This window comes from Kiloniella antarctica (assembly GCF_042682825.1).
Lineage (GTDB): Bacteria > Pseudomonadota > Alphaproteobacteria > Kiloniellales > Kiloniellaceae > Kiloniella > Kiloniella antarctica.
The window spans coordinates 347,927-368,456 of sequence record NZ_JBHUII010000011.1; the positions used below are offsets into that span (position 1 = coordinate 347,927).

At 43.2% G+C, this 20,530-nt stretch carries 17 protein-coding genes and 2 tRNA genes; 7 read left to right on the plus strand and 12 right to left on the minus strand.

Features of this window, described 5'->3' with window-relative positions; all coding sequences use genetic code 11:
- Positions 1 to 108 precede the first annotated feature (108 nt).
- Complete coding sequence (locus ACFSKO_RS17655) at positions 109 to 1,131, plus strand: type 2 periplasmic-binding domain-containing protein (RefSeq protein ID WP_380254083.1); 1,023 nt, start codon at positions 109 to 111, stop codon at positions 1,129 to 1,131.
- 23 nt (positions 1,132 to 1,154) lie between these two features.
- Here ACFSKO_RS17655 and ACFSKO_RS17660 read toward each other — a convergent pair whose 3' ends face one another.
- The 7 genes from ACFSKO_RS17660 to ACFSKO_RS17690 all read right to left on the minus strand — a co-directional run bounded on the left by ACFSKO_RS17660 (position 1,155) and on the right by ACFSKO_RS17690 (position 8,306).
- On the minus strand, positions 1,155 to 1,754 hold the full coding sequence (locus ACFSKO_RS17660; protein ID WP_380254085.1) for a GNAT family N-acetyltransferase: 600 nt from the start codon (positions 1,752 to 1,754) through the stop codon (positions 1,155 to 1,157).
- A gap of 49 nt (positions 1,755 to 1,803) precedes the next feature.
- Complete coding sequence (locus tag ACFSKO_RS17665; RefSeq protein ID WP_380254087.1) at positions 1,804 to 3,300, minus strand: MATE family efflux transporter; 1,497 nt, start codon at positions 3,298 to 3,300, stop codon at positions 1,804 to 1,806.
- Between the two features lie 94 nt (positions 3,301 to 3,394).
- Positions 3,395 to 4,246: a 3-mercaptopyruvate sulfurtransferase gene (sseA, locus tag ACFSKO_RS17670; RefSeq protein ID WP_380254089.1), complete on the minus strand. Its 852-nt coding sequence runs from the start codon at positions 4,244 to 4,246 to the stop codon at positions 3,395 to 3,397.
- A gap of 18 nt (positions 4,247 to 4,264) precedes the next feature.
- Complete coding sequence (locus tag ACFSKO_RS17675; RefSeq protein ID WP_380254091.1) at positions 4,265 to 4,975, minus strand: alanyl-tRNA editing protein; 711 nt, start codon at positions 4,973 to 4,975, stop codon at positions 4,265 to 4,267.
- 203 nt (positions 4,976 to 5,178) lie between these two features.
- Positions 5,179 to 6,180 carry a cysteine synthase A gene (locus ACFSKO_RS17680; RefSeq protein ID WP_380254093.1) on the minus strand — a complete coding sequence of 334 codons (1,002 nt, stop codon included), beginning with the start codon at positions 6,178 to 6,180 and terminating at the stop codon, positions 5,179 to 5,181.
- A gap of 55 nt (positions 6,181 to 6,235) precedes the next feature.
- Positions 6,236 to 6,874, minus strand: a complete 639-nt coding sequence (locus tag ACFSKO_RS17685; protein WP_380254095.1) for an NUDIX domain-containing protein — start codon at positions 6,872 to 6,874, stop codon at positions 6,236 to 6,238.
- Between the two features lie 97 nt (positions 6,875 to 6,971).
- Entirely contained in the window at positions 6,972 to 8,306 is a 1,335-nt protein-coding gene (locus ACFSKO_RS17690; RefSeq protein ID WP_380254097.1) for a pentapeptide repeat-containing protein, read from the minus strand.
- Between the two features lie 168 nt (positions 8,307 to 8,474).
- Between ACFSKO_RS17690 and ACFSKO_RS17695 the strand changes: the two genes are divergently transcribed.
- On the plus strand, positions 8,475 to 9,074 hold the full coding sequence (locus ACFSKO_RS17695; protein ID WP_380254099.1) for an SEL1-like repeat protein: 600 nt from the start codon (positions 8,475 to 8,477) through the stop codon (positions 9,072 to 9,074).
- Positions 9,075 to 9,093: 19 nt separating this feature from the next.
- Here the strand turns inward: ACFSKO_RS17695 and ACFSKO_RS17700 are convergent, their stop codons facing one another.
- The 3 genes from ACFSKO_RS17700 to ACFSKO_RS17710 all read right to left on the minus strand — a co-directional run bounded on the left by ACFSKO_RS17700 (position 9,094) and on the right by ACFSKO_RS17710 (position 10,783).
- A complete protein-coding gene (locus ACFSKO_RS17700; protein ID WP_380254101.1) occupies positions 9,094 to 10,044 on the minus strand; it encodes a tetratricopeptide repeat protein in 951 nt (316 codons plus the stop codon).
- A 167-nt stretch (positions 10,045 to 10,211) separates the two neighbouring features.
- Positions 10,212 to 10,287: transfer RNA gene (locus ACFSKO_RS17705), tRNA-Asn, on the minus strand.
- Positions 10,288 to 10,709: 422 nt separating this feature from the next.
- Positions 10,710 to 10,783: transfer RNA gene (locus tag ACFSKO_RS17710), tRNA-Cys, on the minus strand.
- A 230-nt stretch (positions 10,784 to 11,013) separates the two neighbouring features.
- Here ACFSKO_RS17710 and ACFSKO_RS17715 point away from each other — a divergent pair.
- From ACFSKO_RS17715 to ACFSKO_RS17735, 5 genes are all read left to right on the plus strand, one after another.
- Complete coding sequence (locus ACFSKO_RS17715) at positions 11,014 to 11,685, plus strand: protein-L-isoaspartate O-methyltransferase family protein (protein ID WP_380254103.1); 672 nt, start codon at positions 11,014 to 11,016, stop codon at positions 11,683 to 11,685.
- A 252-nt stretch (positions 11,686 to 11,937) separates the two neighbouring features.
- Positions 11,938 to 13,326 (plus strand): TolC family outer membrane protein, encoded by a 1,389-nt coding sequence (locus ACFSKO_RS17720; RefSeq protein WP_380254105.1) that lies wholly within the window; start codon positions 11,938 to 11,940, stop codon positions 13,324 to 13,326.
- A 105-nt stretch (positions 13,327 to 13,431) separates the two neighbouring features.
- Positions 13,432 to 14,193 (plus strand): DUF2497 domain-containing protein, encoded by a 762-nt coding sequence (locus ACFSKO_RS17725; protein WP_380254107.1) that lies wholly within the window; start codon positions 13,432 to 13,434, stop codon positions 14,191 to 14,193.
- 140 nt (positions 14,194 to 14,333) lie between these two features.
- On the plus strand, positions 14,334 to 16,985 hold the full coding sequence (locus tag ACFSKO_RS17730) for a valine--tRNA ligase (protein ID WP_380254109.1): 2,652 nt from the start codon (positions 14,334 to 14,336) through the stop codon (positions 16,983 to 16,985).
- Positions 16,986 to 17,171: 186 nt separating this feature from the next.
- The gene (locus ACFSKO_RS17735) at positions 17,172 to 17,819 is read left to right on the plus strand and encodes a TetR/AcrR family transcriptional regulator (protein WP_380254111.1); all 648 of its coding nucleotides are present in this window, start codon (positions 17,172 to 17,174) and stop codon (positions 17,817 to 17,819) included.
- A 70-nt stretch (positions 17,820 to 17,889) separates the two neighbouring features.
- Here ACFSKO_RS17735 and ilvD read toward each other — a convergent pair whose 3' ends face one another.
- Positions 17,890 to 19,740 (minus strand): dihydroxy-acid dehydratase, encoded by a 1,851-nt coding sequence (gene ilvD, locus ACFSKO_RS17740; protein WP_380254113.1) that lies wholly within the window; start codon positions 19,738 to 19,740, stop codon positions 17,890 to 17,892.
- 151 nt (positions 19,741 to 19,891) lie between these two features.
- Positions 19,892 to 20,506: a rhomboid family intramembrane serine protease gene (locus ACFSKO_RS17745; protein ID WP_380254115.1), complete on the minus strand. Its 615-nt coding sequence runs from the start codon at positions 20,504 to 20,506 to the stop codon at positions 19,892 to 19,894.
- Between the last annotated feature and the right edge of the window lie 24 nt (positions 20,507 to 20,530).

Sequence of the window (20,530 nt, forward strand, 5' to 3'; positions counted from 1 at the left end):
TGCAGCCGCTTTTTTTGTTTGAACATTGTATGAAATTATACAAAGTAGAGAAGGCGTTGGTACTCTACGTTACCTAATTTTGTTAGCTAGGGATTATTTAAGGACATCATGTTGTTTGCGATTGGCCGGTTTGGGAAGGCGTATTGTACGCTACTTTTGTTCTTTTTTTCTGTTGAGCAAGCCTTGGCGGGATCTGTTCGTGATTCAATTGAAGATCGGGGATATCTGCGTTGTGGTATCGAGAAAACAACATCGTTTTTATCTGAGAACCCCCCCCTCGAAAACGCTGCCAGAGAATACTGTGAAGCCATAACCCTTGCACTTTTTAGGGATAAAAACGCAAACAAAGTAATTTATATACCTCCGGGTAAAACAGAAAGCTTCCTAAACAATAACAGCGTTGATTTGGTGATGCTGTCGGGAAGCCGTGGAGATGTTTCACACCAAATAACGGTTTTATCAGCGCCGTTATTGATAAATGATGTGAAAGTTCTCAATCTCACAGGTGGAAAAGCCCCTCAAAGACTAAGTGGTCAACGTGTATGTACGCTTAATAACCAGATAAACAATCAAGGGCTGGCTGTCTTTGGGCAAAAAAAACAAACGAGTTTCAGCGTGGCGAGTTATAAGACTCCTGATGATTTATTGGAAATGGCGTTAAATCATAAGTGTAGAGCCGTTGCTCTTCCTCGTATTCAATTACTTCAATTTCATGGAAAAATACAAAAATATTATCCCTTGGCGGAAATTATTGATTCAGCGACTACCAACCCAAAACTCGGCATTGTGGTCTTAGCGAGCGACCCGGAATGGATCAATGTGACAAGTGCTTTTGGATATGCCTTACTCGAAGCTGAAATTCAAAATATAAATTCTACTAATATTGATTATATTGCATCCACCAGTACGAATAAGGCCGTACAACTTCTTCTGGGTTTAAAAGAAGATCAGGCCGTATCCCTTGGATTAGATAAGCAATGGGCCTATCGGGTTCTTAAATCTTATGGTAACTACGGTGAAATTTACGAGAGACATTTTGGCGTTGATAGTGATTTTCCGATTGCACGAAACCCAATATCGTTTCTTTTGAATGAGCCTGTTTATAATCAAAGCGTTCTAAAAAGGAACTAATTACGATACTTTGAACACGAATCTTACTGGGTTTTTAAATTTTCAGAGTTAAATGGGTGTACAGAATTCAGTCTGGGATCATCAATGCGTTTCGCGCTTTGATCATACACAGTAAAACCACATTTTTGATAAAGCCCCAAGGCTTTAGGGTGATCAAGAGTACAGGTATTGACGCTAAGGCGTTGCGGCTCATAACTCCAGGCGATATCGATCATCGATGACAATAGGTAGGGGCCTAATTTACATCCAACAAATTCAGGTATTAGTCCGAGATAAGCGAGTTCAATAACAGGATGTTTCCGCCGATCAAGTTCTGCAAAACCGGCAGGGACGCCATCAAAGTAAAGAACATAAATTTCTACGGCTTGATCCTTAATTATATTGAGTAAATCTTTATCAGGCATCGATCTGCGTTCCCACCATAACCAAGGAGCGCCGACTGTATTGTATAGGTATCGATAGAAAGAGACCGTTGGGTCATATGCTCTGATAAGGGAGGTTTGATGACCATGGGGCGAATGAAGAATCAAATTTGAGGGACGCGAGAACATTTCGAGTGATGTTATTGTTACGCTCAGTTTACCATCAGAAGATGTGGTATCATCATCAATTTTTTTTGGCATTTTTACGTACTCCGCCCCTTTGAACGATTATGATTTTTCACCTTACTTTTCAATCTTTTTGATTTCTTGGATCAGCATTCCAACGTTCTTCGAGGAAACGCTGCCATCCAAATTGAGAAAGAACAGCAGGAAGCATAGCACCAAAATAACGTGGTCCAACACTCTTTGTCGGACGATCCACAATATAATAAGCAACGATAATTGATAGGATACCAAAAATTATTGATCCAATGGCTTGTCCTGCCATTATTCCTTTTGCGCCTGCGAGATTTCCACCAATCCAAATAAATGGAATGGTACCAATTGTTGCCTTGCTCCAATTAGCAAAGGTGGACCAAGTGGCTCTGTTCATGTTGTTAAAAGCGGCATTGGCTATAAATTGAGCTCCAGTAAAAATAAAGCTCCAAGACGTAAACACACAGAAAAAGATCAATAGATCAGCGCTTTGTCCTGTTGCATTAAATAAATATACGATGAAATCTGCTGTGAATGTCATGATAAGTGAAGTTGCACAAACCACGGCAAAAATAACGAATAGAGAGCTGGTGAGAGCTTCTTTTACCCTTATATTCAGGCCGGCACCAATATTCTGTCCGACAATCGGGCCCAAGGCAGCTGAAAGAGCAAATACTGCAGCAAAGGCAAAGGGGGTGATGCGACTGATGATGGCAAGCCCTGCGATGGCATCTGCGCCATAATTGGCGACAGCAACTGTTATGTAAGAGTTTGCAAACGGGGTCGCTAAACTTGTTAGCGCTGCAGGAATGGCAATCTTGGAAATAGAGTTAACATCCTCAAACAAACCACCTTGAGGACGGAATACGGATATGCCCATATGACGTGCAAGAATGATTGCTGCGACTAGAGCCATTGTTAAGCGTGCGGCTAGGGTTGCATATGCGGCACCTTCGATATGTAAATCTAGGGTGAATATAAATATTGGATCAAGAATTACATTTACGATACCTGCAATGATCGTCGAGATCATAGATTCTTTGGCTGCCCCAACAGCTCGTAAAACTGCTCCCATTGACATCCCGATAGATATCACAGGTAAAGACAGAACTGCGATATGCATGTATTTAACGGCGTAGTCGAGGGTTTTACCTTCTGCTCCCACCAGGCTTAAGAGCTCGCGAGTGTAAATGAACACCGGGATGGCAATTAAAGTCATAAGGAGAAAGGAAATGAGCAGACCGTTAAAAATAACACTTTTTGCCTGATCTCCTTTACCTTCACCAATCGTACGAGAAACGACTGCGGCTAGGCCAATTGAAAGGCCAATACTAATCGAGAAAACGAAAAAGGTAATAGCGCCAGAAAACCCGATTGCAGCAGCTAGAACTTCTTCGCCAAGTAGGCTGATAAAGTACATATCAACCAGTTCAACAAAGAATATTGACATCAGGCCAACCGAAGTTGCGCCTGTCATGTAGATAACGTGTTTTAAGATGCTTCCGGAAACAAAACGGGCGTTCATGTTTGTTGATTTAGAGTTTCCGTTTCGCGCGTTATCTTTGATAGGTGTTGTAATTGTTTTACCCATTGTAATTGCCGTAAAGATTTCTCTTTTGCTTCAAAGAAAAAATCTTGAAACAATGCGAGTTACTTTAAGTCGGGATGTTAATAGATGGAATATTTTAGGAGCCTGTTTCTACAGGAGTTTCCCCTTCTTGTCCCCATTCGGTCCAGGAACCATCATAAAGAGAAGTATTTTTGTGGCCAGATAATTCAAGTCCAAGACTTAACACAGCCGCTGTTACGCCTGACCCGCAAGAGGTCACAACGGGGCTGGAGTAATCAACCCCTGCTTGTTCGAACAAGGTGCGTAAATCTTTTGTGGATTTCAGGAGACCCTCTTCAGTGTGAAGTTCAGTAAAGGGGAGGCTTAAACTTCCTGGAATATGACCCGAACGAAGTGTTGTTCTTGGTTCTGGTGTTTGCCCTGAAAAACGTCCAGCAGCACGGGCGTCCAAAACCTGTTCTTTTTTCGTTTCCAGATTTTTGATCAATTGTCCCTTATCCCGAACGAGAAAGCTGTTAAAGCGGGGCGTGAAGTGGCGTTCTCCGGGATAGACTTTGTTGTCATCAACGGGACGGCCTTCTTCAAGCCATTTAGGGAGGCCACCGTCAAGAACAGCTACGTCTTTATGGCCAAACAGCTTAAACATCCACCAGACGCGGGCTGCACTAAACAGACCTCTTTGATCATAAACAATAATCCGATTCCCGTCACCTAAGCCAAGTTTTCGCACGCGTGATGCAAACTTTATCTCGGATGGAATCATATGAGGGAGTGGATTTGTCTCATCACAGATATCGTCGATATCAAAAAAGACGGCATTTTTTATGTGTTGTGTTTCATAAATTTCCCGAGCATTTTTATTTTCATTGGGGAGATAGTATGTCCCGTCAACAACGCGAACATCGGGTGCTGATAAATGATCAGCCAACCATTGGGTTGAAACCAGTGAGTTTAATCCATTACTCATAAGCCGAATTCCCTGCTTCTAATCTGCAAATGTGAGGTTTATACGTCGGTTTTGTTTGCCTTTGTTTTCAACCTTACCTATTTTTATTTTACCAATTTCACCTGTGGACTTCACATGGGTTCCCCCGCAAGGTTGAAGATCGACGTTCTCCCCAATTTTAACCAGCCGTATTTTCCCCGAACCTCGTGGAGGTTTTACTGACATCGTGCGAATCATTGAGGGGTTGTTGTCCAGCTCTTCATCGGAGATCCAATCCATCGTGATGGGGTGATCTTCTTCTATGAGTTGATTAATTTTATCCTCCAGAGCAATTTTATCAATTGCTGTATCTGGTAAATTAAAATCAAGACGCCCTTTTGCAGCAGAAATCTGCCCACCCGTGACATCACCAACAACTGATGCGCAAAGAAGGTGAAGACAGCTATGGATTCTCATGTGCCCATAACGGCGTTCCCAATCGAGGTGTACAATAACTTTTACGCCAACAGCGGGAAGAGGAGGGCCTTCTTCAAGATGCAGAACTATATCTTCGTGACTTTCGCCTTTTCTCGCTTCGGTAATCAAAATTTTGTCACCATTTTCAAGTTCTATCCAACCGCTGTCGCCGGGCTGTCCCCCACCGGTTGGATAGAAAATGGTTTGATCAAGTCGAATGGATCCGTTTTGTGCAAAGGTGATTACGGCTTCGCATGATTTTTGGTAAGCGTCTTTGTAAAAAAGTAAATCCATAGAAAAACCTCGATCGAAACAAACGTTAGAAAAGGAATAAGTGGGAAATATCAATGTCGAAAGTCAAAGCTATCACGGAGATTCCTATTGTTATAGTGATAAGGCTTCAATTATTTGAAAACTTTGTCTCCTTACAATAAAAGGCTGCTCAAAAGCAGCCTTCTAAAGAAATTAAAGCAGGAATCTAGCTGGTTTTCTTTTTTTTATGAAACCCACTTTGGAACAGGTAAGCCACGTTCCTTTAAAAACTCTGAGTTATACATTTTACTGGTGTAGCGTGTTCCTGAATCGCACAACATGGTCACTATAGTATGACCAGGGCCCATTTGTTTAGCGAGTTCAATTGCCCCGGCAATATTCACTCCGCTGGAACCTCCTAGACATAATGCTTCTTCTTCAAATAGGTTGAAGACCAAGGGAATAGCAACTTCGTCACTAATGCGAAATGCTTCGTCAATAACGGCGCCTTTCAGGTTAGCTGTGATACGTCCTTGCCCGATACCTTCGGTGATAGAAGATCCTTCGGATTTTAACTCTCCGTGTTTGTAATAACTGTACAAAGCTGCGCCGTGGGGATCAGCCAAGCCAATTTGGATGTTCTTGTTGTGCTCTTTCAAGCCCATTGATACGCCAGCCAAGGTTCCGCCTGTGCCAACAGCGCAGACGTAACCGTCAACTTTGCCGTCCGTTTGTTTCCAGATTTCCTGTGCGGTGGTTTCAATGTGCCCCTGACGATTGGCAATATTATCAAACTGGTTGGCCCAGATGACGCCGTTTAGCTCTTGCCCGGCGAGTTCTTGAGCTAATCTCTGGGAATAATGAACATAGTTATTGGGGTCTTTATAGGGAGCTGCAGGCACTTCATAAAGTTCTGCTCCACAAAGACGAAGCATATCTTTCTTTTCCTGGGATTGGGTTTCAGGAATGACAATGGCACAGCGATATCCACGTGCACGGGCAACTAGAGCAAGCCCGATACCTGTGTTACCAGCGGTGCCTTCGACAATCACACCGCCCGGCTTTAGGATACCTTTTTCTTCAGCATCTTTTACGATTGCCCAAGCTGCACGGTCTTTAACAGACCCCCCAGGATTGAGAAATTCAGCTTTTCCAAGGATTTCACAACCAGTTTCCTCTGAAGCTCGCTTAAGGCGAATAAGAGGGGTGTTGCCAATGCTGTCAATAAAACCGTCGCGAATATCCATGTTCGTCGTCCATAGGTGTTAACTGTTAAATATAGTAGAAAGTCTGGTGCCTAATTTAGTCTGATAACCATTTAGTTCTTATACGCTCATTATTCAACTCTAACCATTGAAGAGCAATGGCCGTAATGGCGTTTGTTACTTTTCCTGTATTCATGAGTTTATAGGATTCCGATGCCTTAATCCTGTGGGTGCGAATATCTTCCCCCTCATGATCCAATCCATAAGTATCCTTGATTTCCTGGCTAAGAATTTCGCCACAAAAAAGCGCAATAGTTTCCGAGCTTCCACCCGGGGTCATTAAAAAGGTGCCAATTTTCTCTAACCTTCCAATTTTACAGCCGGATTCTTCCATTGCCTCACGTTGTGCTAAGTCTTCGGCATTTTCGTCGGGTTCAATAATGCCTGCGACGACCTCAATTAACCAAGGCGCCATACCTGCTGCGTATGCGCCCGGTCTAAATTGTTCGATGAGTATAACTTCATCCGTTTTGGCATCAAAAAGTAGTACAGCGGCGGCGTGTCCTCGTTCAAATATTTCACGAGTGATTTCTTGTGATAATCCGCCTTCAAAAAGGCTGTGGCGAAAACGATAGGTATCGACCTGAAAGTACCCCTTGAAAGGAGTGGATTTTTCAATGACCTCAATCTTTCCAAGATTATTTAAGTCACCAATTACGTTTTGATTTTTTCTCATGATTTGAAATTAGTGTCTCGCTAAATAAAATACAAGAATTGCAGTGAAAATACTGTGAAAATAATTTAATAACAAATAAAAAGTGTTTAATTTATTTTCACGACAAAATTAAACCCTTACTACCACGTAGGTCTGCTCCTTCGAGATTGGCGCTTCTAAGGTCTGCGCCAGTGAAGTCAACATCAACGCATTTTGCGTGTGACAGATTGGCATTAGATAGACTGGCCAGACGTACTTTTGCCCCTGTTAAGTCGGCATGGCTCAAGTCCGCATTTTCTAGGTCAGTTTGATCCAAGCAACAGTTCTTTAGATTTGCATTCACTTTATTTCCTTGTGTCCCCAAGATCGTCATGGGGGAAAGACGACAATGCCTTAGACTGGCACCTGTTAAATTTGCATTTTCAAGTTTTGCCCCACGCATATCAGCATCACTGTAATCAGTATTAAGGGCCATGACGTTTGTCATGTTGGCCATATTCAAACGGCTGGCAAGAAAAGTACAATTCGAAAGATTGGAAAACGAAAGTTCTGCAGCTTGTAGATTTATTCCGGCAAAATCGGTTGCTTGAAGGTCATATTGAGAGAGATTGGCCTGGCGACCTTTTCTACCTAAAGAATTAATCCAGGACATATGATCTTCGAGAATTATTATTAAGGTTCTATCGAGCGTTTCTACGCTTTTGGGAAGGTGTGCGTCTAGGGTACTGGCGTAATGAAGATCGTTATTGTTGAAATGAGCCGCGGTGAGATCTGCGCCTTCAAGATTGGTGTTATTGAGGAGAGCACCGCTTAAGTTGGCACCGTGAAATACGCACCCGCTAAAATCAGCATTGGTAAGGTCTGCGCCTGTAAATATAGATCCGCTAACATCCGAATTGGCCATAACAGCGCCGGTGAGATCAGCATTTTTAAAGTTTACATTTGTGAGGTTAGTTCTTCTGCCAATAACCCGTCCGAGTTTGGCATCACTTAAATCGGCACCTTTTAAATTGATTCCATCAAAACTTGTTGCTTCGTCTTTTTTTACTGGTTCATAGGTGCCATCGGGTTTTCGAAGAAGAATAAATCCATTTCTGATGTCTGCAGATGTTAATGATGCGCCTTCTAAGTTGGCGTCTTCCAGGCAAGCACCTCTAAGATCACTTTTGGTTAAAGAGCACCCTTGCATCTCAGCGCCAGTAAGGTCTGCGCCGAACAAATTTGACCGTGCTAGGCTCGAATTGTTGAAATTTGCTTTTGAGAGTTCTGCCCCAACCATTTCTGTCGTATCTAAGATTTGATTTGAAAAGTTTAGTTTTTGCGCATTTTTAAACGATAAAAACAAGCGGATGCCACCAGTACGCCCATCTAAATATTTACGGTGCAGCGAGATACCTTCATCAAGCCATATCTGATTTACGCGTTCTAGTGGGGTCTTTTTGTCGTCCTTCATATATCTGTCCGATATTTCCAAGCTTTATAAGCCGTCCCTGAACGTCAGTGTACGGTCAGAAGTATAAAATCGGAAGTAATTAGCGATCATTAGGCTTTTAAATTGAATTTATTTGATCGATAAGGGGTCTTTACATTATCTTAGGTTTGCATTGATAAGGTAATTACCATGTTAAAGTTGTCTTCTATAAAGCATCTGGTTGTTGGTGCGCTATCCGTTTCGATTCTTTTTGCGAATCTGGCGGAGGGTGCACATGCGAGTGAAACGTCGGATTCTTCAAAGAACTGGCAAGATGCTGCACGGCTACAACATTGGGATCAATGTGGCGCGGACTATACGCCACCATCATGGTGTGAAAGCCTTCCAAAAGAAATCAAAGTAGGAGATTCGTTCTCCAGCCATCGAGATAATATTGCGTCAGGGAAAAGAGCTGAAGCGGAACGGATGCTTAAGGCTGCCATTATACTTGAGAACAAAATTGGGGCTGCAAAGAATATTAAAGAGGGCAGACTTTATAAGCAGGATCTTAATAGTCTGACTAAACAAGCAGAATCTGGTGATAAAGAAGCGATGGAGTTGCTTGCCTGGATGTATGTTCAGGGCATGATGCCGAAGTCGACGTCAGACTTGGCTCCCAACGAGGCGGCATATATCTGGTATGGTCGGGCCTACTTATCAGGCGCAACTGAAGCCAAAGAAAATATGGATAAGATTTGGCCAACTCTTAATGTTACGCAACAAAGACGTATTCTTAAGCTGTTTAAATAATTAATAATTTTTTTATCAATTATTTAATTAGACCCAATTCCCTAAGCTCTTTTCTATATTTTTTCTCTGATCGATTAATACTAAACGCCATTTGAAAATCGAATAGGGCATTATTATTGTCGCCTAAGCTTTTATAGAGCTTTCCTCTATTGTAAAATATTTCAGAGTTGTTGGGTGCAAAGTGAAGGGCGTTATCAAAAGCCCTAATCGACTTGTCATAAGCACCCTGACTATACAAAATGATTGCTTTTGCTTCGTAAGCTTTAAATGATTTTGGTTCTAGTTCAATAACGTACTCGGCGTCAATAAGGGCTTGATCAAAGAAACCCGCACTCAAATACGATTTAGCGCGATGTAGATAGCCGTCAAGTGATGCAGGTTCTTCTGATAAAATGGAGATAAAGTTATCAATGGTTGCGGTTTCTATGTAGTTGTCGATATAGACGTTGTCTTGATTGATGAGCTTTGCACCCAAAGAAGGATTGATGAGAACTGCTTGAGATACATCTTGTAAAGCCGCTTCAATTTCATTGAGTTCGCGGTAGATAATACCGCGTTGCAAGATTAACTCAGCATCTTCTGGTAATTCAATCAGAGCAGCGTTCAGCAACCCAAGAGCATCTTCATATCTTTGTTGGGAGGAATGTAAACTGGATAAGTTGAAGTAGGCATCACTATAGGTTGGCAATAGTTGAACAGAATTTTTAAAATGACTTTCTGCGTCTTCTGTATTTCCAAGTTCCTGATAAAGAATACCCATATTATTATACACATAAGCTTGATGCTTGGCAGACAGGTCTCCTTCATCAAGTGCATTCGTGTAGTACTTGATCGCCAATTCTCGATTGCCAAAATCTTGAGCTTCTTGAGCCGCACGCGCGTACTCTATACCATTCGCTTGCGCGTGGAGGGAATAGAAAGGGAGCAGGCCAATAAATATGGCGGCAGTAATCGATTTTTTAAATAGCATATCTCTTGCACCCACAGGGGCTTTGGAAAATATAGTTAACGAACGGTAAGTCTATCTAACTGATAAGAGAATTGCAAAATTGAAATGTTTGGTTTCGATCATTTATCTGAATTTATCTTAGATAAAGAAAAACCCTGATTGAAAATCTTCAACCAGGGTTTTCGTAATGGCTCCGCGAGCAGGACTCGAACCTGCGACAAGGTGATTAACAGTCACCTGCTCTACCAACTGAGCTATCGCGGATCAGTGTTTTACGCCGTGTTCTTCGGCGTTGGGATGGGTTATAACAGCGGTCTTATAACCTGGCAATGGCTTTTATGTATTTTTTTAATATTTTTTTTGTTCTTTTGATTTCAATGGTTTGAATGGACATGTTCTTTACCGATTCACGACATCTTATAAGATTTAGATTCTTATAAAGTATGAAAGAAATAGGGATGAGGAGTAAGCTTTAGAGAATCTCTGGGTGTTCTCATTATTTGTTTATATTATTCTTTAATGAACATGATTTATATCGACACATAGTACCATTGTGTCAGATATGTGGATATAAATACGGAAATAATTAATCTGATCAACTCGATACAGGAAATCGGTAATCCGGGTTTATAAATTAGCAGCGTTGCAAGAGTTGAGTGATTTTAAAAAGAGATGAAATGTGAATTTGGAGGCCCGGGCCGGAATCGAACCGACGTACAAGGATTTGCAGTCCTCTGCATAACCACTCTGCCACCGGGCCATCCGGACGAATATAATTCGTAGGCAGTGCCGCAGTGTATAGTGGGAGTGAAAGAAGAGGTCAAGTGCTCAATCTCGATTCCAAAATCCCGATCCGTTTTAGTTAATTTTTTGTCTAGAGAGATTTGAAATGATAAATAAAATGCTCAAAATAGATACTTTATCTGGAAAGCCCGAGTTGTCTTGGGTATGATCCCCCAAATTCTTATTTAATAATCGGTCTTGCAAACTATGATCAACTTTGAACAAGCTCGTCTAAACATGGTAAACTGCCAGTTGCGTACCAATAAGGTTACGCATTCAGGTATCCTTAATGCCTTTGAGAGTGTTGCTCGCGAAGAGTACGTACCAGAAATATCGAAAAATATCGCCTATGTGGATGAAGATCTTGCACTCAGTCATGGTCGTTATCTTATGGAACCGATGGTTCTTGGTCGTATGCTTCAGGTGCTTGACCCTCAAGAAAATGAAACAGCTTTGGTTGTTGGAGCTGGAACAGGTTATGCGGCGACCGTTTTGTCTAAGCTTGTAAATGCTGTTGTGGCTCTTGAAGATGAAGATGATCTTGTTACGAAGATGAACGAATTATTTTCATCTCAATCCGTTGAGAACGCAGTTGCTGTAAAAGCAAGCCTGAGTGAAGGCTATCCCAAGCAAGCGCCATATGATCTAATTTTCTTTGGTGGTGCTGTTTCTGAAATACCGGGCTCTTTAATTGAGCAACTTGCAGAGAAGGGGCGTCTCGTCGCAGTTGTTCAGGATGTTAACGCCCGTGATAAGCAGTTTTTAGGGCGTGTAACTCTTATGGAAAAACATGCTGGTAATGTCTCAGGTCGGATTGTATTTGATGCGAATACGCCTTTACTACCCGGTTTTGCACTTGAAGAAGGCTTTAGTTTTTAAAATTTCTATTTAGCAAAAAACTTGCTATAACTTTTTTGTTGACTACTTTCTTAACTGGCGCTTTAAGCGCCAGTTTTAAGTTTCTGGTATAAGTCCTCTGTGTGGATTTTAAGCGTTTGATTTTTAACGCTTAATTTTTAGGTGCGCTTTGAGTGTTGTTTGTTAATGGCACATAATAATTGGGGCAATTCTAATTTTGAATAGTTGGAGCCGGTTTCTGTTTATCCGGTTTAGGTTTACATTGGAAAAGATATGATTTTTTACTCTAAGAACACCAAAAGAAACCTCTTGGCGAGAAGCGCTTTTATTGGTCTCGTTGCTTGTGGTGGTATTGTCAGCAATGCATCTGCTCAGACATTAAATGAGGCTCTTGTACAGGCTTATGAAACCAATCCAACACTTTCAAGTGCGCAAACTGGCTTAAAATCTGTAAATGAAGGCGTACCGCAAGCTTTATCCAACTGGCGCCCAGAGGTTACTCTTTCAACTTCTGCCGGAGTTCGCCGGACGGATACTGATACTCCAACGTCGAGTACTGATGTTAATACCCAGCCTTTGAATGCGACTTTGCAAGTCAAACAGTCTTTGTATCGTGGCGGGAGAACGGAAGCTGCTACAGAGCTGGCTGAAAATTTGGTCTTGGCGCAACGAGCTACAGTAACATCGGTTGAGCAGGATATTTTGCTACAGGCAGTGACGTCTTATGCAAATGTATGGCGTGAGCAAGCTATCCTCGAATTGAATATAAACAATGAAAAAGTTCTTGCACGTCAGTTGGAAGCGACCAAAGATCGTTACGAAGTCGGTGAGCTAACCCGTACTGATGTGGCGCAGTCTGAATCAAGGCTTTCAACAGCGACCGCGCAACGTATTGCTTCTGAGGGAAATTTAAATACGGCCAAGGCCGTTTATGAAGAAGTTATTGGTGTCGAATCAAGCTTTCTTGAACAGCCAGATCCATATAGTGTGTTGCCTGCTTCAGAAGGAGAGCTTCTATCTGCAGCAAAAGAAAACAATCCATCTTTATTGGCTGCACAATATAATGAGCTCGCATCCAAAAATGAAGTTCGCGAAATAACGGGTGAACTTTATCCTGAGCTTTCTCTCGTTGGCAGTGTGAGCCGATCAGATGAAACCTCAGGTAAGGATATTGATAGTACTTCTGGTGAAGTTATTGCCCAACTGGTTGTGCCGTTATACCAACAAGGTCTGGTTAGTAGTCGTGTTCGTCAGGCAAAACAAAATGCGAACCAACGCAGAATCCAAATTGTTGAACAAACAAGGTCTGTAGAGCAACAGAGTACTTCTGCATGGGAAAATTTAGTAAGCACACGTGCACAAATTAAATCCTTTATTGCCTCTGTTAATGCGACCGAGATTGCTTTGGAGGGGGTTCGACAAGAAGAAGAAGTTGGAGAACGAACAGTTCTTGATGTTCTTGATGCAGAACAAGAGCTTCTTGATGCACAAGTTAATCTCGTTCGGGCTCAACGAGATGAAGTTGTTGCAACATATCAGGTTCTAAGCTCTATGGGGCAAATGACAGCTCAACATATGGGGCTTTCTGTTAACCTGTTTGATCCAACAGAAGACTATAGCAAGGTTCGCGACAAGTGGTTTGGACTTGAAATTGAAAAATAGGCGTGCAAAAGCCCTTCCTTTTCAATAATATGTTGCTTTTAATACCGATATTATATCGGCTAAAGACTATGTTGGCAGTGTAAGCAGTGGTGGGACAACATTTCAATGAGTGATCAAGAAGCCCAGGGCGAACCATCGATGGAAGAAATTCTGGCGTCTATTCGCCGGATTATTTCAGAGGACGATCCCGAGGGGGAGGGTACACCACCGGTAAGTGAGGCGTCGGAAGAAGCCGCTCCAGAAGAACCGGAAGACGATGATGTTCTTGAATTGACTGAAGAAGTCGAGGAAGAAGAGATCGTGACCGAATCTGAAGAAGATTCCGCTGCTGAAGTTGAAGAACCTGTCGATTCAGAAGATTCTATTGAAGATGACTTTAGGCAATCAATGGAAACACCTGAAGAAATCGCAGAAGAGGACCCAGAAGAATCTATTGAAGAAGAGGCGATTGAGTTTGAAGAGGAAACCGATGAGGTTACCTTTGACGAAGAGCCGGAAGATGATCTTGAGATTGATTTGGAACCTGAGCCCGAAATTGAGCCAGTAATTGAGCCCGAAATTGAGTCTGTGATCGAAGATGTCGAAATTGAGGTCGGAGACGACATCGACCTTGATGCGCCAGACGAGGATAGTATCCTTCAGGCGGCAACGCAGGATTCTACTTCTTCTGCGCTGTCTGAAATCGCCCGTGCGGCTGTTGTGCAGCGCTCACTTGCGATTGGTACAGGTAAAACGCTTGAGGATATCGTTCGCGAGGCTCTGGTCCCCGAGCTAAAAGCTTGGCTTGACGTGCGTTTAGGCCCTATGGTCGAGCGAATTGTCCGTGAAGAAATTAAAAAAATGGTCCGTCGAGCTGAAGATTTATAATTTTTGATGCTCTGATTTTTGTCCGGGTTGTTTAATTAATCTTATTAATTCTATGGCTCGGACTTTCTTTTTTCTTCCCAAACTGCTAGCTACTGCTAGCATAATTTCACATCGAATTTCTAGTTAAGAGGAACCCAGTAATGCTGGACAAAACCTATTGCCCTGAAAAAATTGAGGCAAAGCATTACGAGCGCTGGGAAAAATCCGGAGCTTTCTCCGCTGATCCGAACTCTCCTGCAGATCCGTATACCATCATGATGCCGCCACCAAATGTGACAGGAAATCTGCACATGGGGCATGCATTGACTTTCACACTTCAGGACGTTTTGGTGCGTTATAAGCGTATGAAAGGTCACGATGTCCTTTGGCAGCCAGGTACCGACCACGCAGGTATTGCGACCCAGATGGTCGTTGAGCGCCAACTTGCGGAAAAAGGAATTTCCAGACACGATTTGGGTCGAGAAAAATTCCTGAATTCTGTTTGGGAATGGAAAGAAGAGTCTGGTGGTGCAATTGTAAAGCAGCTTCGTCATCTTGGTGCGTCAGCTGATTGGCCGCGCGAGCGCTTTACAATGGACGAAGGCCTCTCTGTCGCAGTGCAAAAAGTATTTGTTCAGCTCCATAAAGAAGGTTTGATCTATAAAGACAAACGTCTGGTCAACTGGGATCCCAAATTACTTACGGCTATTTCTGATTTGGAAGTCGATCCAAAGGAAAGTAACGGTAGCCTCTGGCATTTCAAATATCCGATCGACGGTGAAGATAATAAGTTTATCGTTGTTGCCACCACCCGACCTGAAACCATGTTGGGTGATAGTGGTGTTGCTGTACATCCGGATGATGACCGTTATAAAGATTTGGTTGGTAAAAACGTTAAACTCCCGATCGTTGGCCGCCTGATTCCTATAGTTGCAGATGAATACGCTGATCCCGAAACAGGTTCTGGCGCCGTTAAAATTACACCAGCGCACGACTTTAATGACTTTGAGGTTGGTCGTCGCTGTAATCTGGAAATGATCAACATCTTTGATAAGTTTGCGAAGATAAATGAAAATGCCCCTGATGCTTATCAGGGGCTTGATCGTTTTGTTGCTCGTAAAAAAATTATTGCGGAGTTCGAAGCACTTGGTTTACTGGAAAAGATAGAAGACCACCTCAATACTGTACCGCATGGTGATCGTTCCGGGGTTCCTATTGAACCTTGGTTGACTGATCAGTGGTATGTTGATGCGGCAACACTTGCTAAGCCTGCATTGGAAGCGGTTGAGACGGGTAAAACCCAAATCGTTCCTAAACAATGGGAAAATACTTACTACGACTGGATGCGTAATATTCAGCCATGGTGTGTGTCTCGCCAGCTTTGGTGGGGGCATCAGATCCCGGCATGGTACGGCCCTGATGGAGAAATCTTTGTTGAAGAATCTGAAGAATCAGCTAAGGCTGCCGCTCTAGCTCACTTTGGTAAAGAAGTTGAATTAACGCGTGATCCTGATGTTCTTGATACTTGGTTCTCTTCTGCACTTTGGCCTTTCTCGACCATTGGTTGGCCAGAGACAACAGCTGAACTAGAACGATATTATCCTGGCGATGTTCTTGTTACAGGGTTTGACATTATTTTCTTCTGGGTTGCCAGAATGATGATGATGGGGATGCACTTTATGAAAGAAGTGCCATTTAAGACTGTTTATATCCATGCCTTGGTCCGGGATGAAAACGGTCAAAAAATGTCCAAGTCCAAAGGAAATGTTATTGATCCTCTTGAGATCATCTCTGAATATAGCTGTGATGCTCTTCGCTTTACACTTGCAGCAATGGCAGCACCGGGACGTGATATCAAATTGGCATCTTCGCGTGTGGAAGGTTATCGAAACTTCGGAACCAAACTTTGGAACGCGTCAATTTACAGCCAGATGAGTGATGCTGTATACGATCCAAATTTTGATCCTTTAAGCTGTGAAGAACCCATCAACAAGTGGATCGTAGGTAAGGTCGCGGCTGCAACTGCAGCAGTTGACAAGGCCATAGATGATTTCCGTTTTAATGACGCGGCAAATGCGCTGTATCGTTTCTTCTGGAATGAATATTGTGATTGGTATGTCGAATTCACCAAGCCAGTATTGGCTGCTGGCGATGAGGCGACCATCAAAGAAACCAAAGCCACGATTGCCTGGACGCTTGCCCAGACATTGCATTTGATGCATCCGATTATGCCTTACATCACGGAAGAACTTTGGGAAACCATTGGCGGAGAAGGGGCAACGCCGCTTATTTCTTCCGCTTGGCCTAAGTTTGACGAATGTCATACGGATACTGACGTCGAAAAAGAGATGGATTGGGTTATTAAACTGATCTCTGAAATTCGGGCAACACGTGCTGAACTGAACACTCCGCCAAAACTCAAAGCACCACTTTTGTTAAAAGACGGTTCCGGGGCTGTTAAAACCAAAGTTGATCAATATCGCGACATCGTAAAATGGCTTGCAGGATTGTCTTCCGTAGATTTTACCGAAGATGACTTACCAAAAGGAGCCATTCAAATCGTCTTGGATGATGCTATTTTTGCTCTGCCACTTGCAGGTATTATCGATGTTGATCAAGAGAGCGCGCGTTTGAGTAAAGAGATGGAGAAAACTCTTGAGGAAATTGCGAAGATTGATAAGCAACTTTCCAATGAGAACTTTGTTTCGAGAGCCCCTGAAAAGGTTGTCTTAGAAAAGCGTGCCCTTCGAGACGAATACATTTCTGTGAAATCCAATTTGGAAGAAGCAATGGATCGTCTGAAAGATCTTTAAGCACTTCAAGTAGATAGCTCGGTTAAAAATGCTGCTCTTTATGAGCGGCATTTTCTTTGTTCGAACTGTTTAATATGGTCATCTTCAGTTTTGCAAGTCGTTTTCATGTACTGAAAATACGATTTATACGTTTATCTACGTATATAAAGACAACTTCATGCCCAGTATTCTAATGGCATGATGGTATTGAAAAAAAATGCAACTTCGGAACTGCCCAGGGTTGGTAAACGACGTCTTCCTTCACAGGAGCGTTCGCGCCAACGCGTGGAGCGCATCCTAGAGGCTGCTTCAACATTATTAACCACTAATAGTGTGGATAAATTAACCACGCGTCGGATTGCAGAAGTTGCAGAAGTAAATATTGCAACGCTTTATCAATTTTTTCCAAATAAAGAGGCTGTGATCTTTGCCCTTTATGAAAAATGGCTCGCTGAAACAGGGCGCGTTATGGACCAAGCTGAAGAGAACGGTTTGCAAACAAGAGGGTGGAGAGAATTTTTTGGTCAACTTTTTGATGCACTCGCCGCAACGAATACAGGCGTTGAAGTCAAAGATCGGTTGCAAAAAGCAATGGGAATGAATGATGAGTTGAGGCAACTCGATCTTGTTCATGGCCAATTGTTGGCAGAACGAATGACCAACTTTATGCAAGCCCTAGGGGCTAAATTACCCTTGGTAGAATTACAGCATATCGCTGTTTTGTTACTTCATTTCGAGAGGGCCTTGGTCACGCCTTTGGCTAATTCAGATGAAACTCAAAAGCCTCAAATTTTCTCCAGAGGGAAACAATCCCTCCTTGAAGTGATTGGCATCGCTTTTAAACCTGAAACATAATATTTAAAAGGCTGCCCAAAATTTCCCTGGGCAGCCTTTGTATTTAAATTCAAGTTGTTAGCAGTAATTGTTAATCGTGTTGGTCAACATCACGGTAAGCACCCTTGTCTGCAGAAGTGGTGAAGTGAGCATAGGCTTTCAAAGCAGAGCTTACCTTGCGTTCGCGTGGTTTTGCCGGTTTCCAACCATCTTTACCCTTGGCATCCATTGCTTTACGTCGCATTTCAAGCTCTTGGTCACTGACCAGAACGTTGATGGTTCTGTTTGGAATATCAATCTCAATAGCATCTCCAGCTTCTACGAGCCCTATCGCGCCACCTTGGGCAGCTTCAGGAGATGCATGCCCGATTGAAAGACCGGATGTACCACCAGAGAAACGTCCGTCTGTAAGGAGGGCGCAGGCTTTGCCTAGACCCATAGATTTAAGATAACTGGTCGGGTAGAGCATTTCTTGCATGCCCGGCCCACCTTTGGGGCCTTCGTAACGAATAACAACAACATCGCCGGCGACGACTTCACCACTGAGAACACCAGCACAAGCACCGTCTTGAGATTCGAAAATTCGGGCGCTTCCAGTAAACTTCAGAATTGAATCATCAACACCAGCCGTTTTTACAACGCAACCGTCCAAGGCGATGTTACCAAAAAGGACAGCCAGACCACCTTCCTGACTAAAGGCATTTTCTCCGTTGTGGATACAGCCGTTTGCACGGTCATCATCCAGTGAAGAGTAGTATTTATCCTGACTGAACGCTTCAGTGGTTCTTACACCACCGGGCGCCGCGGAATAAAACTCTTTTACCTTTGGATCATCCGTTTTGATGATGTCCCATTTATCAATAGCATCACCAAGGGTCTTTTCATGAACTGTCGGGCGACTTCTGTCGATCAAGCCCAGACGATCTAATTCGCCCAGTAGACCCATAATACCACCAGCACGATGGACGTCTTCCATGTGATATTTTGTAGTTGATGGAGCTACTTTGGCGAGTTGAGGCACTTTACGTGAGAGGGCATCAATGTCCGCGAGTGTAAAGTCAACACCGCCTTCTTTTGCCATCGCCAAAATATGCAAGATCGTATTCGTAGATCCGCCCATAGCAATATCAAGTACCATGGCGTTTGCATAAGTTTCGGCTGTGGCAATACCCCGTGGGGTTACGCTCTCATCGCCGTCCTGATAATAGCGTTTTGTGAGGTCAACAATTCTGCGGCCAGCTTCTCTAAACAATTCGCCGCGTTTTTTATGTGTGGCAAGGAGAGAGCCGTTACCGGGAAGGGCAAGGCCCATGGCTTCTGCCAGACAGTTCATTGAGTTGGCAGTGAACATACCGGAACAAGAGCCACAAGTTGGACAAGCTGAACGCTCAATTGCGGCAACATCTTCATCGCTGACATTTGGATCTGCAGCATCAACCATGGCATCCACAAGGTCGAGTTTGCGCTCTTTACCGTTAAGAACGATTTTACCGGATTCCATAGGGCCGCCAGAGATAAAGATCGCAGGAATATTTAGACGCATAGCCGCCATTAACATGCCTGGTGTGATTTTATCACAGTTGGATATGCATACCACAGCATCGGCACAGTGTGCATTACACATGTACTCGACAGCATCTGCGATCACTTCACGTGATGGCAAGCTGTAAAGCATGCCATCATGCCCCATGGCAATGCCATCATCGACAGCGATGGTATTAAACTCTTTGGCGACACCACCGGCTTTATCAATTTCTTCTGCGACAAGACCGCCTAGGTCTTTCAGGTGAACGTGCCCTGGGACGAATTGAGTGAACGAGTTCGCAATGGCAATGATTGGTTTGCCAAAATCATCATCTTTCATCCCCGTCGCGCGCCAAAGGCCACGCGCGCCAGCCATGTTACGACCATGTGTAGATGTTCTGGAGCGATACTCAGGCACTGTCTTAATCCTAACGTTACTTCGTTTGTTATTTAAAGCTCTTGTAAGATAATTAGGAAATCCAAGGCACTTCGTCCATGGTTATTTCACAAAAGGGATGGAAAATTATTACTTTTGAGACAATTTGCCCCAAAAAATTAATTTACTTAGGCTAATCTTTACGGCTTTTCCTAATCTTTAATCCTCGCGGAAGCTCTTCTGGACTCAATATAGGCAGAGTTTTATGGCGAAAGAATGGAAGTAAGGCCATACCACTAAAAAAACCAACAATATGAGCCCACCAAGCAACACCATCTTGTCCGGATATAAATGCCGAAAAAATTTGAAATCCAATCCATAAAATCAAAAGCAAGTATGCGCGGACAAAGACCGGAATGGTGAATATGGGGATAAGAACTTTGGCGCGAGGGTATTGTAACAGGTAAGCCCCAAGAATGCCGGAAACGGCACCACTTGCTCCAACAATGGGGGATTGACTTGATGAAACTATGAGAGCTTGCCCTAATCCAGCGAGTACACCGCATGAGAGAATAAAGACAAGAAACCGTTTGTGCCCCATAGCATCTTCTACATTGTCACCAAATACCCAGAGATAAACCATATTTCCAATCAAGTGCATAAAGCTCCCGTGGAGGAAATTATAGGATATCAGGGTAAAGATCGGGGCAATCCAGTCTATTGAGGATGGACGCTGTGCCGTGCCCAACAGGACATCAGGTATTAATCCAAAACCGTATAACAGGCGTGTTGTAGCAGCGGAAGGCAAAAGGCTCTCTAAAGTATAAATGAC

Bases quoted from the DNA above. Each gene is read 5' to 3' on its own strand.
- ACFSKO_RS17690 (WP_380254097.1), bottom strand. From the start codon at position 8,306: ATGAAGGACGACAAAAAGACCCCACTAGAACGCGTAAATCAGATATGG.
- ACFSKO_RS17715 (WP_380254103.1), top strand. From the start codon at position 11,014: ATGATCAACTTTGAACAAGCTCGTCTAAACATGGTAAACTGCCAGTTG.
- ACFSKO_RS17665 (WP_380254087.1), bottom strand. From the start codon at position 3,300: ATGGGTAAAACAATTACAACACCTATCAAAGATAACGCGCGAAACGGA.
- ACFSKO_RS17685 (WP_380254095.1), bottom strand. From the start codon at position 6,874: ATGAGAAAAAATCAAAACGTAATTGGTGACTTAAATAATCTTGGAAAG.
- ACFSKO_RS17700 (WP_380254101.1), bottom strand. From the start codon at position 10,044: ATGCTATTTAAAAAATCGATTACTGCCGCCATATTTATTGGCCTGCTC.
- ACFSKO_RS17660 (WP_380254085.1), bottom strand. From the start codon at position 1,754: ATGCCAAAAAAAATTGATGATGATACCACATCTTCTGATGGTAAACTG.
- ACFSKO_RS17725 (WP_380254107.1), top strand. From the start codon at position 13,432: ATGAGTGATCAAGAAGCCCAGGGCGAACCATCGATGGAAGAAATTCTG.
- ACFSKO_RS17730 (WP_380254109.1), top strand. From the start codon at position 14,334: ATGCTGGACAAAACCTATTGCCCTGAAAAAATTGAGGCAAAGCATTAC.
- sseA (WP_380254089.1), bottom strand. From the start codon at position 4,246: ATGAGTAATGGATTAAACTCACTGGTTTCAACCCAATGGTTGGCTGAT.
- ACFSKO_RS17675 (WP_380254091.1), bottom strand. From the start codon at position 4,975: ATGGATTTACTTTTTTACAAAGACGCTTACCAAAAATCATGCGAAGCC.
- ACFSKO_RS17720 (WP_380254105.1), top strand. From the start codon at position 11,938: ATGATTTTTTACTCTAAGAACACCAAAAGAAACCTCTTGGCGAGAAGC.
- ACFSKO_RS17680 (WP_380254093.1), bottom strand. From the start codon at position 6,180: ATGGATATTCGCGACGGTTTTATTGACAGCATTGGCAACACCCCTCTT.
- ACFSKO_RS17695 (WP_380254099.1), top strand. From the start codon at position 8,475: ATGTTAAAGTTGTCTTCTATAAAGCATCTGGTTGTTGGTGCGCTATCC.
- ACFSKO_RS17655 (WP_380254083.1), top strand. From the start codon at position 109: ATGTTGTTTGCGATTGGCCGGTTTGGGAAGGCGTATTGTACGCTACTT.